This window comes from Amycolatopsis sp. NPDC058340 (assembly GCF_042723975.1).
Lineage (GTDB): Bacteria > Actinomycetota > Actinomycetes > Mycobacteriales > Pseudonocardiaceae > Amycolatopsis.
The window spans coordinates 503,601-519,942 of record NZ_JBHXIB010000001.1; the positions used below are offsets into that span (position 1 = coordinate 503,601).

The window sequence follows — 16,342 nt, forward strand, 5'->3', positions numbered from 1 at the left end:
CCTTGTGTGGGGTCTACCCGGGGGTTGGGGGGGTTTCCTAACCCAATTTCCCAAACGCTCAAGGTTGCGAAAGTGGCTTTCGCAACCCTTGGGGCGGCGGCCACGTGCCGGAGCAAGAGCCGGGCCACGTGCCGGAGCAAGCGTCGGGACAGGCGACCGGACGGCAGTGGCCTGAAGGGGCCCTTCACCGCATCGCACGCACTGAAGGCTCCCTTCACCGCGTCGCATGCGGCGAAAGCGTCCTTCAGCCAGAGCCCGAGCCAGAGCCAGAGCCCAGGTCCAGGAAAGTGAGCATCCGATGACCCTCGAAACGATCTGGTTCTGCGTCATCGCCCTGTTCTGGCTCGGCTACCTCTTCCTCGAAGGGTTCGACTTCGGCGTCGGCATGCTCATGCCGGTCCTCGCGAAGGACAACACCGAACGCCGCGTCATGGTCAACACGATCGGCCCGGTCTGGGACGGCAACGAGGTCTGGCTGATCGTCGCGGGCGGTGCGATGTTCGCCGCGTTCCCCGGCTGGTACGCGTCGCTGTTCTCGGCCGCGTACCTCCCGCTCCTGGTGGTCCTGCTCGCCCTCATCGGCCGCGGCGTCGCGTTCGAGTACCGCGGCAAGGTCGACTCCGATCGCTGGCGCCGCAACTGGGACCGCGTCATCGGCATCGGCTCGTGGATCCCGCCGTTCGGCGTGGGCCTGCTCCTCGCCACCACCGTCCTCGGTCTCCCGCTCGACGCCGACGGCAACCGGGTCGGCGGCCCGTTCGCCGCCCTCAGCCTCGAAACGCTGCTCGGCGCGATCGCGGTCGTCGGGTTCTCGCTGGTCCACGGCGCCGCGTTCCTCGCCCTCAAGACCGAGGGCGACCTCCGGCACCGCGCGCGGAACCTCGCGACCCGCTTGCTGCCGGTCGCCCTGCTGCCGCTGCTCGCGTTCCTCATCGTCGTGCAACTGCGCTCGGGTGACCTGTGGACGCTGGCGCTCATCGGCGTCGCCGTCATCGCGGCGGTCCTCGCGTGGTTCAAGCTCCGAATGGGCCGCGAAGGCCAGGCGTTCGCGTCGCTCGGCGGAGTGATCGCGGCGTCCGCCGTCGCGATCTTCGTCGCGCTGTACCCGAACGTCCTTCCGTCCACTTTGGACGCCGCCAACACGCTGACGATCGCGGGCGAGGCGTCGAGCCCGTACACCCTGACCGTGATGACCTGGGTCGCGCTGTTCGGCGCCCCGGCCGTCCTGATCTACCAGGGGTGGACGTACTGGGTGTTCCGCAAGCGCATCGGCACCCGGCACATCCCACCGGTACACGCACCATGACCGAACTTCCCGGCCGCGACACCCTTTCCGCCACGGAGTCCACAATGGACCCAGCGCGACCGGGGAAGGGTCCGCTCGGCGCGCTGGCTCCGCTTTCGAGTGCGGCGCGCCGAGCGTTGATCCTCAGTGGATTCCTCTCCTTCGTCAACGCGCTTCTGCTGGTGGGACAGGCGTTCCTGCTGGCCGACGTCCTCTCCGCGGTCGTCCGCGGAACACCGGGGGACCGCACCGCCCAGCTGGCCGTGCTGCTCGCGCTCGTCGCAGGGCGCGCGTTGACCGGCTGGGCGGTGCGGATCGTCTCCGTCCGCGCCGCGGCCCGCGCGAAGGAGGAGCTGCGCGCCAAAGCCCTCGACCACGCCTTGAAACTCGGCCCGGAATGGATCGCGCGCCGCGGCCACGGCGAGCTGACGTCGTTGACCACCAAGGGTCTCGACGCGCTCGACGCCTACTTCACCCAGTACCTCCCGGCCCTGGTGACCGCGGCGATCGTGCCGCTCGCCGCCGGCGTCGCGATCCTGTTCGCCGACTGGCCGTCGGCCCTGCTCGTCGCGATCACCGTGCCGCTGGTGCCGCTTTTCGCCATTTTGATCGGCAAGCACACCGCCGAACGGGTCGCCGAAGCCGCCGACGCCGAACAACGGTTGTCGGGACATCTGCTGGAACTCGTTCGCGCGCTGCCGATTCTCAGCGCGTTCCGCCGCGCGGGGGCGCAGGCCGAGACGGTACGGAAGATTTCCGAACGTCATCGCCGCACCACGCTCAAGACGTTGAAGGTGGCCTTCGCGTCGGCGTTCGCGCTCGAACTGATCGCGACGCTCTCGGTCGCGCTCGTCGCGGTCGTCATCGGGGTCCGGCTCGTCTCCGGCGAACTGTCGCTGGCCATCGGGCTCGGCGTGCTGATCCTCGTCCCGGAGTGCTACCAGCCCCTGCGCGCGGTCGGCGCCGCGTTCCATGCCAGCGAAGACGGCGTCGAGGCCGTGCGCCGGGTCGCGGACGTGCTCGCGGAACCCTTGCCGCCCAACGGTTCCGCGACACCGGCCAAGGGCGAGGTCCACGTCGATGGTCTCCGGGTCGCCAGGCGCGGCGGATTCGCGCCCGACGGCGAGACGTTCGGCGTCCGGCCCGGCGGGATCACCTGGCTGCGCGCGCCCAGCGGCGGCGGCAAGTCGACGACGCTCGCCGCGTTGCTCGGCTTCGTGCAGGCCCACGACGGGACGATAACCGTCGGCGGCACCGCCCTCGCCGACGCCGATCTGACGAGGTGGCGCGAGAACGTCGCCTGGGTGCCGCAGTCACCGGTCTTCGGCGGAGGCACGGTCCTCGACGAGGTCGGCGCGGAGGACATCCTCGGCGAACTCGGGCTGACCGGACTGGCCGATCGCCCGGTTTCGAAGCTGTCGCAGGGACAACGGCAGCGTGTCGCGGTGGCGCGGGCGCTGGTGCGGGTCCGGTCGGGCGCGTGGCTGCTGTTGCTCGACGAACCCACCGCCCATCTCGACGAGGTCAACGCCGCGCGCGTCATGGCCGCTGTCCGCAAGGCCGTCGACAACGGTGCCGCCGCGATCATCGCCGCCCACGAACGCGGCTCCGGTGTCGACATGTCGACCACGACGGGAGTCGAAGCCGGAACCGCCGAGGAGTCCCGGGAAGTCCGGCCGCTGCCTTGGCGTGAACTGCTGCCCGCCAGGTTCTTCGGAGGCGCGTTGCTCGGCGCCGCCGCGTTGCTCGCCGGGGTCGCGCTGACCGCGCTTTCGGGCTGGCTGATCGCCAAGGCGTCGCAACAGCCGCCGATCCTGACGTTGACGGTGATGATCGTCGGCGTGCGGACGTTCGGCCTCGGCCGGGCGGGGCTGCGTTACGTCGAACGGCTGGTCACGCACGACGCCGCGTTCCGGATCGCCGGAAGGCTGCGCGTCCGGCTGTGGGAGTCGCTGGTGCGGCTCGGGCCCGCGCGGGCGCTTCGGGCGGGTGAAGAGCAGCGGCGGCTGGTCGGCGACACCGACACCGTGCGTGACCTGCTCCCGCGCGTGATCACGCCGCTGGTCGTGGTCGCGCTGGTGGCCGTCGGCGCGGTCGCGGTCCAGGCCGCGGTGCTGCCCGAAGCCGGGCTCGCACTGGCGGTGGCCGTGCTGGTGAGCGCGTTCGCGCCGCTGCTCGCGCTCCGGGCCGAACGCCGCGCGACCAGTGCGCTGGCCGCCGGACGGCGTTCGGTGACGGCGCAGGTGCTGAGCCTGTTCGAAGCCGCCGCCGAACTGATCGCGTACGGGGTCGACAAAGAGCGTCGTCGCCGAATCGCCACGACCGACGCCGCGCTGACCGCCGAAGCCCGGCGGCAGGCCTTCGGCGCGGGCGCGGCCGACGCCCTGATCATCCTGGCGACGGGGACCGCCACCGTCGTGAGCACCGGGTTCGCCGTGAGCGCCGTCGCCGACGGCGCGCTGAACCCGGTGCTCGCGCCCGTGGTCGCCCTGGTGCCGCTCGCGCTGGCGGAGGTCCTCTCCCTTCTTCCGCCCGCCGCGCAGCACTGGGACACCCTGCGCCAGGCCCGTCTGCGCCTCGCCGCGTGCGACGAACGGGCCGTTCTTCGCAAGGAAAGCGTCGTTCCTGGCACCGGCGGGGTGCGGATCCGGAACGCCGACCTCGGCTGGCCCGGCACCGAACATCCGGTCCTCACCGGCGTCGACCTCGACATCGCGCCCGGGACGCACGTCGCCGTCGTCGGCCCGAGCGGCGCCGGGAAGTCGACGCTCGTCGCGGCCCTGCTCGGTTTCCTCAAACCGAGCAAGGGCGACGTCGCCGTTCCCGAGAACGTCGCCTGGGCGCCGCAGGAACCGATGCTCGTCTCGACCACGGTCGCCGAGAACCTGCGTCTCGCCAAACCGACGGCGTCGGAGGCCGATCTGCGGAAAGCGTTGTACGAGGCCGTTCTGGAGGACGTCGAGCTCACCACGATGCTGGACAGCGCCGGTGCCGGTCTTTCGGGCGGGCAGGCGCAGCGGCTCGCGCTGGCGAGGGCGGTGCTCGGTGCCGAGCAGGCCGATCTCGTCCTTCTCGACGAGCCCACCGCCCACCTCGACGAGCCGACCGCGCGCACCGTCCGCGAACGGCTCGGCGAGGCGCTCGCCGGGAAAACCGTCGTGCACGTCACGCACCACGCCGCCGAAGCCGAGGAAGCGGACGTGATCCTGGAGGTGCGGGAGGGCCGCGTCACAGCGCGCGCACTGGCCGGAGCCGACTAATGTCGATAGCGCTCATGGATCCCACGCTTGCCGCGCGCGCATTGTCCGCCGCCACCGAGATCACCGGCACCGCCCTGTCCGGTGACGACCCGGGTGACGTGCTGGAGACCGTGGTCGCCCGCGCCGTCGAACTGGCGGAGGCCGACCTCGGTCTCGTCATGGTGCGCGCGGACGACGGCCAGGTGGTCGCCGAGGCCGCGCACGGGGCGAACACCCAAGGCCTCCGAGGGCTGGCCTTCTCCGCGGATTCCGCGGCGGGCCAGGTCGCCCGCGGCGGGAAGCCGGTGGTCAGCGAGGATTTCACCGTCGATCCCCGCACGGCGCCGTTCGTGCCGCCGGAGCTACAGGGCTTCGGGCCTTTCGCCGCTTCGGCGTTCGGCGCGGGCGGGCGTGTCCTCGGCGCGCTCACCGTGTACCGCCGCCACGGCGGGGAACCGTTCTCCGCCAGCACGGTCGAGGTGCTCACCGCGTTCGCCGCGCAGGCGGGCGTGGTGCTCGCGCTGGCGGAGGGCGCCAACGCCCGGCACCGCGTGACCCTCTACCAAGAGCGTGAACGCATCGCGCGCGAACTGCACGACGTCATCGTGCAGCGTCTCTACGGCGCCGGGATGCAGCTCGACCGCGTCCGCAAGAACATGCGGAAACGGTTCGCGCAGGCCGACGGCGCGCGGCTGTCCGAGGCGATCGACCAGCTCGACCAGACCATCGAAGAGATCCGCGGCACCGTGCGCGCCCTGCGCAGCCCGGAACCCGCGAACCAGACCGTCACCGCCACCGACCTCGCCGAGTCCGCGCGGGGCGAGGTGCGCATCGCCGGCGAACTGCTCGGTTACCCGCCGACCCTCGAACTGTCGGGCGAACTCGCCGACATCCCCGCCGAACAGGCGGATCACATCCGCGCCGCCCTGCGCGAAGCACTGTCCAATGTGGTCAGACACTCCGGGGCGAGCGAGACCCGCGTGACACTCAGCCGCGACGCGGAAGGCGTCAAACTCCGCGTGCGGGACAACGGATCCGGTGTCCCGCAGGGGGTCGCGAAACGCGGTCTCCGTCATCTCGCCGAACGCGCGACTACGTCGGGCGGGCGTTTTTCGATCAATTCTTCGCCGAGTCTGGGGACTTTGGTCGCTTTCGACGTTCCGCTCGACTGAACCGTGTGAAATTAACGGATCGAGTTTTCCGATTAATCCGTAACAGCTGGGACCGGAGCGCGACTCTAAGTGCATCGAACGCGCCCCGAGCGCGGATTCCCAGCGAAAGGACTCCTCATGTCCTCGGTTCGTCGCGCCCTCGGCACGGCTGTCCTCCTTGCCGGATTCTCCTTGTTCGGCCCAGCTTCCGTCGCGTTCGCGCTGGCGGAAGCCCCCGCTGTCGCCGACCTGGACTGCGGGAACTTCCAATATCAAGAAGAGGCGCAGGCCGTACTCGACAAAGATCGATCCGATCCGCATCGCCTGGACGAAGACGGCGACGGAATCGCTTGCGAAAAGCTGCCCAAGCGGGGAACGCCGCCGTCGAGTAAAACGATCACGCCCACTCCCGCGCCGCGATCCGCCGACAAGGATTGCGCCGATTTCCCCTCGCAAGCCGCCGCGCAGGCCGAGCTCAAGAAGAACCCGCGAGACCCGCACAAGCTCGACGGTGACCACGACGGATACGCCTGCGAAACCCGGTTCGGCGAGCCCGCGAAATCCGGCCAGGTGAAGGTCAAACCCGTAGGTGGCGTCGCGACCGGCGGTGGGGACGCCGTCGAGACCAACGGCGGGTTCCTGGAGATCACCGCGGTCGCGCTGGCAGGCGCGGCTTTGCTGACCGTTTCGGCCGCTGGCGCCTCCCTTGTCCTCCGGCGGCGTGCGGAGCGATGATCCGGCCTTTCTGGCGCCGATGGCCGTTTCCGCTGGTCATCGGCACGCTCATCGGGGTGGTGCTCGCGGCCGCGCTGACCGCGTGCACCGTCCCTCCGCCGGGCAAGGTCGCCTCGACCGCACCGCCTTCCACGGTGTCTTCGGTCGCGGAAGCGCCTCCGCTCGCACCCGCGAAACCGGCGAGGCTCGAGATCCCGGCGATCGGGGTCCGCACCGGCGAGATCGTCGACCTCGGCCTCGCCGGTGACGGCACCCTGGAGGTGCCGCACGACGCGATCACCACCGGCTGGTTCACCGGTGGCCCGGCACCGGGCGAGATCGGGCCCGCTGTCCTCGCCGGGCACGTCGACTACAAGAAGGTGCCCGGCGTTTTCGTCCGGCTCAAGGAGCTGAAGCCCGGAGACGAGGCCATCGTCCACCGTGCGGACGGGACCACCGCGGTGTTCACCGTGTACGCCGTCGAGCGACATCCGAAGGCGTCCTTCCCCACGGAGAAGGTCTACGGCGACACGGCCGGGCCCGAACTGCGCCTGATCACCTGCGGCGGCGATTTCGACTCCTCGACCGGCAACTACCTCGACAACGTCATCGCCTACGCGAAGCTGACCCGCGTTTAGACCTCGGGATGAGATGACCGGCCTAGACGGCAGGGTTCCGGACCCGGCTTGCGGGTCGTGAGTGGCAAAGAGGGTTAGAACGATCATTACCACTCACGACCCCCCGCGCAGAGCGCCCAAATCGGACGCAAATGGCGACTTGGTGTCCTTTGTGGGCAGTTGCGAGGGCATGTCAGGTCCCGCAGGCGGGCCCCGGCATGCCACACGCCACGTTCGCCTTACCTCTCAATAGATTATCCGGATGCGCACCGTCTACGTCGTCACGCATCCGGAGGCCACGCACCACGTCGATCGCCTGGTGGGCGGCTGGTACGACGCCGAACTCACGTCCGAGGGTGAACGCGCGGCCGTCGCCATCGCCGAGTCGCTGCGCGCGAAGGTGCCGGACGAGGTGGAGCTCTACGCCTCGGATCTGCGCCGCACCGCGCGGACCGCGGAGCTGATCGGCGAACGGCTCGGCGTGACCCCGGTGCTGGACCGGCGGCTGCGCGAGAAGTCGTACGGGGAAGCGGGCGGCAAACCGCAGGCATGGCTGGACAGCCGGTTCATCCCGCCGCCCGCCGTCGGCGAGCGCCTGGGGCACGACGAAGGGATCCCCGGCGCCGAAACGAAAGGCGCGATGGCGGCGAGGGTCTACTCAGCCATGGAGTCGATCCTCGAAAGCCGCTGTGAGCACCAGATCGTCGTCACGCACGGTGGCGCGCTCACCTTCGTGATCGCCGCGTGGATCCGGATGCCGCTCGAATCGGCCGGGTACGTCGACTTCCGCGGTTCACCCGGCAGCGTCACCGTGCTGCGTGAGGACGACTACTTCCACAACCGGCAGGTCGTGACGCTCGCCGGGGAATGACAGGATCTCCCCGGACTGTCGACGACTATGTGGGGAGATGACATGCCGAGGTTCCTGCGAGCCGTGGCCCTTGCCGCCGCCGTGGCGGTCGTACCGGTGGCTGTGCCCGGCACAGCCGCCGCTGCGACCGGGTCGAGGTGTCCGCAGCTGCGGCTGGCCGACCACTGGTACGGCGACAACGCGGCGAAGATCCAGCAGGTCATCTGCGGTACGAAACGCGGCGAACGGCCGGTCGCGGTGTTCGATTGGGACAACACGGTCATCAAGAACGACATCTCCGACCAGACCGTCTTCTGGATGATCCGGCACGACAAGGTCCTCCAGCCGCGCGACAAGGACTGGCGCACCACGAGCCGCTACATGACCGACGCCGGCGCGAACGCGCTGAGCAAGGCGTGCGGCACCGCCACCCCGGCCGGGAAACCGCTTCCGACCAGCAAGAACATCGCCTGCGCCGACGAACTCCTCTCGGTGCGGAAGAGCGCGAAGACGACCACCGGCGAAGAGGTTTTCGCTGGGTACAACCGGCGATACATGGAGGCGGCCTACGCCTGGGTCGCGCAGATCAACGCCGGATACCGCCCGGACGAGGTCCGCGCGATCGCCCGGCAGGCGAGGGCCGCGGCGCTGCTGGCGCCGATCGGGGCGACCCAGAAGGTCGGTTCGAGCACCCAGGTCGCGTGGATCCGGTACTACCCCGAGATCAAGGACCTGATCGCGACACTGGACAAGGCGGGCTTCTCGACCTGGGTCGTTTCCGCCTCGCCCAAGGAATTCGCGGACGTCTGGGGTTCCGCCGTCGGCATCCCGCCGAGCCGCACGCTCGGGATCTACTCGCAGACCACGAACGGCCGGATCAACGGGCACCTCGAAGGCTGCGGCGGGCACGCCGACGGCGCCGACGAGATCATGACCTACATCGACGGCAAACGCTGCTACATCAACGAACGCATCCTCGGGATCCGCGGCGCGAAGGCGATGGAACCGGCGCCGGCGGACAAGCGGCAGGTGCTCGCCGGCGGCGACGCGACCACCGACGTCACGATGCTGCGCGACGCCACCGGAGTCCGCGTCACGCTCAACCGCAACAAGGACGAGCTCATGTGCCGCGCCTACGACAACGCGGACGGGAAATGGGCGGTGAACCCGATGTTCATCGAGCCCTTCCCGGCGTTGAACCGCACCTACCCGTGTTCGACGACGGCGTACGAAAACGCCGACGGCACCCACGGTCCGGTGCTGCGCAACGACGGCACGGTCATCCCTGATCAGCGCGACACTGTGCACCCCTGAGCGGGTTCACGGTGAGTGACGCGCATGATCCGCGCTGCTAGCGTGTCGGATACAGCTGTGAGGGGGTTTACAGGTGACCGATCCGTTTCAGGCGGAGCTCGTCAAACAGACCGTCGCGCTGGTGTTCACCGGTGGGGGCAAGGTTGCCGAGTACCTCTGGAAGAAGCTGTCGGGGCGGCGGGACGAGAAACGCCTGCGGTCCGACCCGGCCGCGCTCGAGGCCGCCGTGCGTCGCCTGGCCGCGGAGGATCCCGCCGTGGCGGGGGAATTGCGCGAGCTGGTCGGAAGCATGCTCGCGATGGGCCACGACCGGCCGCGGATCGTGCCCCGGTCACCGAACCTGTTCGACCGCGTCGGCGCTCAGGGGCAGCTGGGCGGCACAGGTGTCGTGGTGCTCTCGGGTCCGTCCGGGGTCGGCAAGACGACGCTCGCCGAGCACTACGGGATGCGCTCCGGTGGGGCGTATCCCGACGGCGCGCTGCTGATCGACCTCGCGGACCATCGCGACGGCCCGGGCGCGCCCTTGAGGATCAGCCAGGTCCGTGAGGCCGTGCTCCAGGCGTTGGGCGTGGAGCCGAAACTCATCACGCCGGGTGCCGGCGAACTGAAGACCCAGTACAACGACATCCTCGGGCCGTTGCGCCTGCTTCTGGTCTTCGACTCGGTCGAGAACGTCCGGGACCTCCAGGCCCTGGTGCCCCCGGCGCCGATGAGCCTGGTGCTCGCGTTGACGGAAGGGCCGTCCGACGAGCTCGTCACGCAGTATCCCCGGCACGTTCCCCTCAGCAGGCTCGAAGAGGGAGCGGATCGGATGCTCTTCGAAGCGATCGCGGGGACCGACTTGCTCGCCGCCGATCCCGAAGGCGCGCTCGAAGTCCTCGCCGAATGTGACCGTTTCCCGGCGACGGTGGTCGCCGCCGCCATCGCCGCGAGGCAGCGGGCGGCCTTGGCGGCCCAGCCGCTCAAACTCCTCGCGAAGGAGCTGAGCAGCGGGCGTGCCCTCGGCCCCGTGAGCGCCGCCTTCGACCGGGTCCTCGCCGGGCTTCCGCGGCGTGAACGGGATCTTTGCCGGGCGCTGAGCGGAATTCCGGGGCCGAGCTTCACACACGAGGCGGCTGCCGCCGTCGCCGGTTGCGAACCCTTCGAAGTCCTCGACGGATTGGTGCATCTCCAGTCCGTCTTCTTCGTGACCGAGGAGCCCGGCAAGCGGCTTCGGCTGACCAAACAAGCGAAGCAGGCGCTCACTCGCGCGGGTCTCGGGCCGGACGGCGAAGAATTCCCGCGGTTCGTGCGATTCCACCGCACCCGGGCGGTGCAGGCGGATCACTGGAAGATGGGCGACCGGCGGCTGAGGCTGTACGACCAGACCCTGCCGTCGGACGCCGAGCCCTTGGCGCTGGCTCCCGGACAAGACGCCATCGACCTGCTGGTCGCCGAAATCCCGGTCTACCGCGCGCTGGCGGAACCGGCTCACGACGCCGGGCTCCATCGCGAGCTGACGCAGATCTGCGGCGCCCTGGAAATCGTCGGATTGCACCGGGGGCACCTGCGCGAACTCGCGGAGATCAACGAGCAGGGAGTCGAGAGCGCGGAAGCACTCGGCGACGTTCCGCTCCAGTTGAGGACCATCGCGCAGCAGGCACGGCTGTACTCGTTGCTTCAGGAGTTTCCGCGGGCGGAGAAGGAGTTCGGCAAGCTGGGTGGGCTGCTGCAACGGCTCGAGTCACCCGAGACCGAGACGAATCGGCAGCTGCGGGCGTCGCTTTGGGAGTTCCGCGGGCTCTTCCACCGGGAACGAGGCCAGTACACCGAGGCGTCGGCTTGCTTCTTCGAGGCGCTGAAGATCAGCCGGACACTCGGCGGGCTTCCCTTCCGAGGGCAAGGGCTGCACGCGAGGATGCTCGCCAACGTCCAGGTGCTGCTCGGCGATCTGGCCGGCGCGTTCCAGCTGCTGGAAGAGGCGGAGTCGAACACGGACCCCGCGAACAAACGTGACCTCGCCCAGGTTTGGCTGGTGCGGGCGAAGGCGCTGAGCCGATCGGGTACGGCGGAAGCCGCGCGGCAGGCGCTCGGCCTGTTGCCGGAAGTGTGGCGCATGGTGGCTCCGACGGGGAGCGATCAGTACGACCTGGAGATCGCCGAGGCACTCGGGGACGCCGCTTGGTCCTGCGGAGACTTCACCAAGGCACGCGAGTACTGGTCCGGCGTCTGGCAGCGGCTGCAAGCGGTCAAGCATCCGCGTGCCGACGCGGTGCACGCCAAGATCTACACCCAGGCGCCGGTCATCCGGTGAGCACCGAGGCGACGACGTTCCGGGTGTTTTGGCCCTCTCGCACGCGGAACGACCCGGCCGCCGGGAGATTTCGGTTCCGGCGCCAGTAATAGGCGGAAATCGCGGGCAGCGGTTCACCTCGCGTGACGAGTTCGACGACCGGTTCACCGGCACTCCAGAGCAGGCACCGGTCCGCGCCGATCCCGGCAATGAGCCCGGCATCGGGACGGCGACGGGTGATTTCCCTTGCCCAGCCGTCGAATTCGGCGTCTTCGCCGGTGAATTCGCAATAGACCACGGCGGCACCTTCGAGTTCGTCCAAAGTGGACAGTTCTTCGTGGGCGACGACATGGCGATCGGAGGAGCCGGGCCGCCCGGCCTGTTCGGTGGGAAACCGGGAGACCGCCAGATGATCCCCGTGCTGCCGGACCTCGACGGAGAACGTCGCGGGCTCCGTGACGTCCGGCACCGGGTCGGGAACGGGGAGGAAGACCGCCCGGGTGTCCGGCTCCGCCAAACCCATCAATTCGTAGAGGACGGGGCGGAGCAGCTCCGCGCACTTGCCGGAGAACTCGACCGCTCGCGCCGCGACCTCGGTGAGCGGTCCCGCGGCGCACGCCTGGTCGACCTGTTCGCGCAGTTCACCCTCCTGGTCGAGCCGCGGGGCCCTGGCCAGTAGTTCCGCGAGCGGCGAGTCCGGCACCACGGTGGCGGGTTCCCGGCTGCCGATCAGCACCGGGATCTTCACGGCGGCGGCGTACAGCGCGATGGAGCCGCCGTCCGAGATCAGGCAATCCGCGGCGACGACGGTCGCCTGCCAGCCGCGTTGGGGCGGGATCACGGCGAGCCCAGCTCGCAGCGCCCGCGACAGCCACGCGCGGATCTGCCAGGGACTGTGCGCGGCCCAAGCGCCCGGATGCACGACGAGGCTGAATTTGTACTCGTCGACGGGGAGCTCGGTGAGCAGCCGCGCGGGCAGGCCCGGATCGGTGCCCAGCAGGGAATCCGGCCCCCAGGTGGAGGCCAGTACGACGTGCTTGCGGTCACGGACGTCGAGCAGGCGCCGATAGCGGGCCACGCGATTGAGACTGGCGAGCATCCGGTCGTGACAGGGGTCGCCCACCACGACGGCGTGCGGTTCGGCTTGGGGACAGTTCCGCCGGAGATAACGCAGCTGGTTGCTGTGCGAAAGGCCGATCCGGCTGGGGACGACCTGGCCGTCCCGGACCAGCCGTGCCGGGTTCAGCCCGGAAATGACCGTCTGGTGCGGGTAGTGCTTCTGGTGTCCGATGCCGTGCGGCACGAGCAGGACCGGCGCTTTCACCCGGTGGAGTTCGTCGTTCTCGCTGGCGGCTATCGCCAGGTCGAACCGGGTCTCGACGGCCTGCTCCCAAGAGATGACCTTCGCGTCCAGCGAGGCGAGGAACTCACCGACCCCGGAGGACAGGATCGCCGGTTCGCGCTCGTTGTGGGTGAACACGATCTGGACCCGCGGATCGTCCTTCAGCAGCGACACGACGTCGAGCAGCCGCGTCAGGGTGGTGACGGTGCGGACGACGACCAGAACGCGGTGGGAGAACCGGACCGTGAGCCACTGGTCGAACTCGGGATCGACCGGGACCTTCGCCCAAAACGACGGGGGGGGGGTGCCTTTTTCGCGCACTACCTGTCCCGGCGCGCGATCCACGCCGCGGCCTGCGTGCGGCGCTGCATGCCCAGCTTCGCGAGCACGGACGTCACGTAGTTCTTCACCGTCTTCTCGGCGAGGAACAGGCGCTCGGCGATCTCGCGGTTGGACATGCCCTGCCCGATCAGGTCCAGCACCTCGCGCTCGCGTTCGGTGAGGGAACCGAGTTCGTCCTCGGGCGGATGCCGCAGCTTGTCGAGCACCCGCGCCGTCGACAACGGGTCGAGCAGCGACCGGCCCGCCGCGACCTCGCGGACCGCGTTGACGACGTCCTGGCCGCGGACCTGTTTCAGCAGGTACCCGGCCGCGCCCGCCATGATCGCGCCGACCATGGCCTCCTCGTCGTCGAACGCGGTCAGCATCAGGCACTGCGGCGGGTTCGGCTTCGACCGCAGCTCGCGGCAGAGCGCGATGCCGTCGCCGTCGCCGAGCCGCACGTCGACCACGGCGACGTCCGGCTCGACGTGCATCGCCACCGCGAGGGCCTCGTCGACCCCGCTCGCCTCGGCGACGACCTCGATGTCGGGCTCGTCGGTGAGGAGGTCACGCAGACCGCGCCGCACCACCTCGTGGTCGTCGATGAGCAGCACCTGGATCGGCATACCCCCACGTTACTTCGCGGCCGCCCAGTAAATCGCCTTGGCCACCTGCGAGTACAAGCCCTTCGGGTGATCGCGGAACAGCGGTTCGGTGCCGAACAGCACCGCCCGCCCGCCGAGTCCCGTGGTCCCGGACACGACGGCGGCCTGGCCCGCCGCCTGCAGCGGCCCGCCCGTACCGTCGTCCCTGGTCCGCCAATGCCCCGCGACCAGGGGATTCCCGCTCGCGTAGCGCTGCTCGACACTGACCGAGGAGCCGAGATCGGTGAACCAGAACGGCCCGTAGACGAACGAGTCGGGCAGTGCGCCGGCACCCACCGGACCGGCTCCGTTGACGACAGAAACGACGCCGTTCCCGTCCTCCCAACCCGCGACCGGACGTGCTTCGAGAAGTCCCGCGTCGGTGTTGAACCGCGCGCCCGTGGCACCGCGGGTGACCACGCCGCCGCGGGCGAGGAAGGCGCGCAAAGCGTCCTTCGCGGCCGGGTTGAGGTCGGTGTACCGCAGTCCGGAAGAGACGAACAGCAGGTCCACCCGGGACCAGTCGAAGCCCGCGTTGAGCGCCGCCGCCGACACCGGTCGCACGTCGAAGCCCATGTCGCGCAGCGCTTTCAGCTCGTCCGCGCCGACGGCGGCCGCGATCGTCTTGCGGCTCAACGGGGTCGCCGTCCCGCTTGCCTCGGTGAACCGGACGCCGTACCGGTCCGCCACTTCGGCGGCGGCCGGGCGGGCCGACGCCGGGACGACGATCGTGCCGTCGTCCGTGCGGCCGAGGGCGAGGCCTCGGTTCAGGAGGTCGTTGACGGCGCTGACGTCCTTGGCGTCGACCAGCTTCAGGGCGAGGTCACGACCGGGAGCGGCATCGACGCCACCGGTGGGCGACGCCGCGACGACGTCGTGCGCACGGACGTCGAGCCTTCCCTGTGTCACGATGTCGACCGACGCGCCCCACAGCAGGCGGTGGCTCCAGCCGGAGATGTCGTACATGACCGGCACCTTCGCCGAGATGTCGCTGCCCTGCTCCAGCATCACGTTCGCCAGGCCGCGTTTCGGCTGGTGCATGTCGACCAGGTACGAACCGGCCGGATAGCGGCGCCCGGCCAGCGAGAACGGGCGATCGGCCTGCCGGACGCGGACGTCGTTGGCCACCAGGTGATCGACCAGCCGGGAAGCGGCGACGGCCGACCGCTGGTCCGCCCCGGTGGGGATGACGTACGCACGCGGGAATTCCGTGCGGTAGCGGTCTTCCGGTCCGAAGCCGGGCACGAACCCGTCGGGGATCTCGCGCTGCGCCTCACCGGCCGTGCCTCGGCGGAACATCTCGATCTGGTTCGCGATGAGCTCGCCGCGGTTGCGGTCGACGTAGGTCAGCGTGCTGCCGATGGTGGCCTCGACGACCTCGGTGTTGATCACCGCGCGCCGCTGGAGCTCCGCCACCGGCTGGTTCTCGTAGTCCGCGTTGTTCACCCGCATCGGGATCTCGATCGTGAAGGACACCGCGCCGTGGTACATCGCGTACTGGGCGGTGTAGATCGGCGCCCAGCCGTCCCAGCTGCCGGGTTCGTAGTCGCGGAACGGGATTTCCGGTTTCGCCGTCTCGGGGCGCCCGAGTGCCTTGACCGCCTGCTCCATGCCGAGCCCGTTGGCGTAGCCGTGCTTGATGTAGAGGTCGAAGTCGTAGTTCTGGCCGTGCGGCGGCGTGGTCGGCTCGATGAGCGTGTTTTCGACGTAGCCGTGTTCGTCCAGCATCATCAGCGGCTGCTTGCCGATCGCGATCCCGCGCATGGCCTTCACCTCCGGCTGCGACGCGGTGACGAAGTCGCGGTTGGGGTCGAAGCCCTGCGACGTCTGCCGCGTGCCGGCGACGCGACCGTCCGGATTGGCCGTGACGTTGAAGTAGAAGCGGTTCCGTTTCAGCAGCTCGACGGTTTTGGGATCGTTCGACGTCGCCAGCTTCTCGATGACGCGGAGCGCGCCGTCGGTGCCTTCCCATTCGTTGCCGTGGATGTTGTTGTTGATCCACACCGGCGCCTTGTAGCCGTAACGCAGGAACGGGTCGCGCGCGGCCCGCGCCGGGTCGTTCTCGATCAGCGACCGCCAGGCGTCCTGCCGCCTCGTCTCGGACCGGCTCTCCGGCGCGGTCAGCGTCACCAGGTAGAGGTCGCGGCCGAGCCCGGACTGGCCGGCGATCTCGACCGAGATCCGGTCACTGCGCGCCTGCAACGCGTTCAGCTTCGGCGCGATCGAGTGGTACGGCGCGAGCCCGAGTTTGATCGACTTGTCGGCCGTGTTCTCCGGATACACCCGCAGCTTCGTCTTGCGCGGATAGCCCGAATGGTCACCCGCGACGTTCTCGCCCGCCGCGGCCCGCGCGACGCTCATCGGCGGGTCGGTCGCGGCAACCTCGTTGCGCTCCGGACCGTTGCCGGGATCGCGATGCGGCGACGACGGCGGTGGCGCCGCGTACGACGGCGCGGCGACCGCGCTCAGTGACAGCATCAGGGCCAGGAACACGGTGCGAGCCGAACGCGACAAGGGCCACCTCCAGGGACGTCGGCACAGTGTTTCCGCCGAACGAACGCCCCACAAGACCCGAAAGGCGGCTAATCAGGCG

The 16,342-nt window shown here is 69.7% G+C and carries 11 protein-coding genes; 8 read left to right on the plus strand and 3 right to left on the minus strand.

From position 1 onward, the window contains the following. Positions 1-298 precede the first annotated feature (298 nt). The 8 genes from cydB to ACFWIW_RS02485 all read left to right on the plus strand — a co-directional run bounded on the left by cydB (position 299) and on the right by ACFWIW_RS02485 (position 11,463). Positions 299-1,306: a cytochrome d ubiquinol oxidase subunit II gene (gene cydB / locus ACFWIW_RS02450; protein ID WP_378366742.1), complete on the plus strand. Its 1,008-nt coding sequence runs from the start codon at positions 299-301 to the stop codon at positions 1,304-1,306. Further along, complete coding sequence (cydC, locus tag ACFWIW_RS02455) at positions 1,303-4,545, plus strand: thiol reductant ABC exporter subunit CydC (protein WP_378366743.1); 3,243 nt, start codon at positions 1,303-1,305, stop codon at positions 4,543-4,545. Before cydB ends, cydC begins: the two co-directional genes overlap by 4 nt. A gap of 14 nt (positions 4,546-4,559) precedes the next feature. Continuing rightward, positions 4,560-5,696, plus strand: coding sequence for a GAF domain-containing sensor histidine kinase (locus ACFWIW_RS02460; RefSeq protein WP_378366744.1), 1,137 nt, complete (start codon positions 4,560-4,562; stop codon positions 5,694-5,696). A 117-nt stretch (positions 5,697-5,813) separates the two neighbouring features. Continuing rightward, complete coding sequence (locus tag ACFWIW_RS02465) at positions 5,814-6,410, plus strand: excalibur calcium-binding domain-containing protein (RefSeq protein ID WP_378366745.1); 597 nt, start codon at positions 5,814-5,816, stop codon at positions 6,408-6,410. Next, positions 6,407-7,027, plus strand: a complete 621-nt coding sequence (locus tag ACFWIW_RS02470; RefSeq protein WP_378366746.1) for a class F sortase — start codon at positions 6,407-6,409, stop codon at positions 7,025-7,027. The genes ACFWIW_RS02465 and ACFWIW_RS02470 overlap by 4 nt, the downstream gene beginning before the upstream one ends. Positions 7,028-7,268: 241 nt before the next feature. Continuing rightward, the gene (locus ACFWIW_RS02475) at positions 7,269-7,877 is read left to right on the plus strand and encodes a histidine phosphatase family protein (RefSeq protein WP_378366747.1); all 609 of its coding nucleotides are present in this window, start codon (positions 7,269-7,271) and stop codon (positions 7,875-7,877) included. A 42-nt stretch (positions 7,878-7,919) separates the two neighbouring features. After that, positions 7,920-9,170 carry a haloacid dehalogenase-like hydrolase gene (locus ACFWIW_RS02480; protein WP_378366748.1) on the plus strand — a complete coding sequence of 417 codons (1,251 nt, stop codon included), beginning with the start codon at positions 7,920-7,922 and terminating at the stop codon, positions 9,168-9,170. Positions 9,171-9,243: 73 nt separating this feature from the next. Next, on the plus strand, positions 9,244-11,463 hold the full coding sequence (locus ACFWIW_RS02485) for a hypothetical protein (RefSeq protein ID WP_378366749.1): 2,220 nt from the start codon (positions 9,244-9,246) through the stop codon (positions 11,461-11,463). On the opposite strand, the gene ACFWIW_RS02490 is transcribed toward ACFWIW_RS02485, so the two are convergent. From ACFWIW_RS02490 to ACFWIW_RS02500, 3 genes are read right to left on the minus strand one after another with little or no spacing between them, the layout of a single operon-like run. Beyond that, positions 11,453-13,105 carry a hypothetical protein gene (locus ACFWIW_RS02490; protein ID WP_378366750.1) on the minus strand — a complete coding sequence of 551 codons (1,653 nt, stop codon included), beginning with the start codon at positions 13,103-13,105 and terminating at the stop codon, positions 11,453-11,455. The genes ACFWIW_RS02485 and ACFWIW_RS02490 overlap by 11 nt on opposite strands. After that, positions 13,105-13,731, minus strand: a complete 627-nt coding sequence (locus ACFWIW_RS02495) for a response regulator transcription factor (protein ID WP_016330621.1) — start codon at positions 13,729-13,731, stop codon at positions 13,105-13,107. Before ACFWIW_RS02495 ends, ACFWIW_RS02490 begins: the two co-directional genes overlap by 1 nt. A gap of 9 nt (positions 13,732-13,740) precedes the next feature. Beyond that, positions 13,741-16,263: a M14 family zinc carboxypeptidase gene (locus ACFWIW_RS02500; protein WP_378366751.1), complete on the minus strand. Its 2,523-nt coding sequence runs from the start codon at positions 16,261-16,263 to the stop codon at positions 13,741-13,743. Positions 16,264-16,342: the final 79 nt, after the last annotated feature.

Bases quoted from the DNA above. Each gene is read 5' to 3' on its own strand.
- cydB (WP_378366742.1), top strand. From the start codon at position 299: ATGACCCTCGAAACGATCTGGTTCTGCGTCATCGCCCTGTTCTGGCTC.
- cydC (WP_378366743.1), top strand. From the start codon at position 1,303: ATGACCGAACTTCCCGGCCGCGACACCCTTTCCGCCACGGAGTCCACA.
- ACFWIW_RS02460 (WP_378366744.1), top strand. From the start codon at position 4,560: ATGGATCCCACGCTTGCCGCGCGCGCATTGTCCGCCGCCACCGAGATC.
- ACFWIW_RS02465 (WP_378366745.1), top strand. From the start codon at position 5,814: ATGTCCTCGGTTCGTCGCGCCCTCGGCACGGCTGTCCTCCTTGCCGGA.
- ACFWIW_RS02470 (WP_378366746.1), top strand. From the start codon at position 6,407: ATGATCCGGCCTTTCTGGCGCCGATGGCCGTTTCCGCTGGTCATCGGC.
- ACFWIW_RS02475 (WP_378366747.1), top strand. From the start codon at position 7,269: ATGCGCACCGTCTACGTCGTCACGCATCCGGAGGCCACGCACCACGTC.
- ACFWIW_RS02480 (WP_378366748.1), top strand. From the start codon at position 7,920: ATGCCGAGGTTCCTGCGAGCCGTGGCCCTTGCCGCCGCCGTGGCGGTC.
- ACFWIW_RS02495 (WP_016330621.1), bottom strand. From the start codon at position 13,731: ATGCCGATCCAGGTGCTGCTCATCGACGACCACGAGGTGGTGCGGCGC.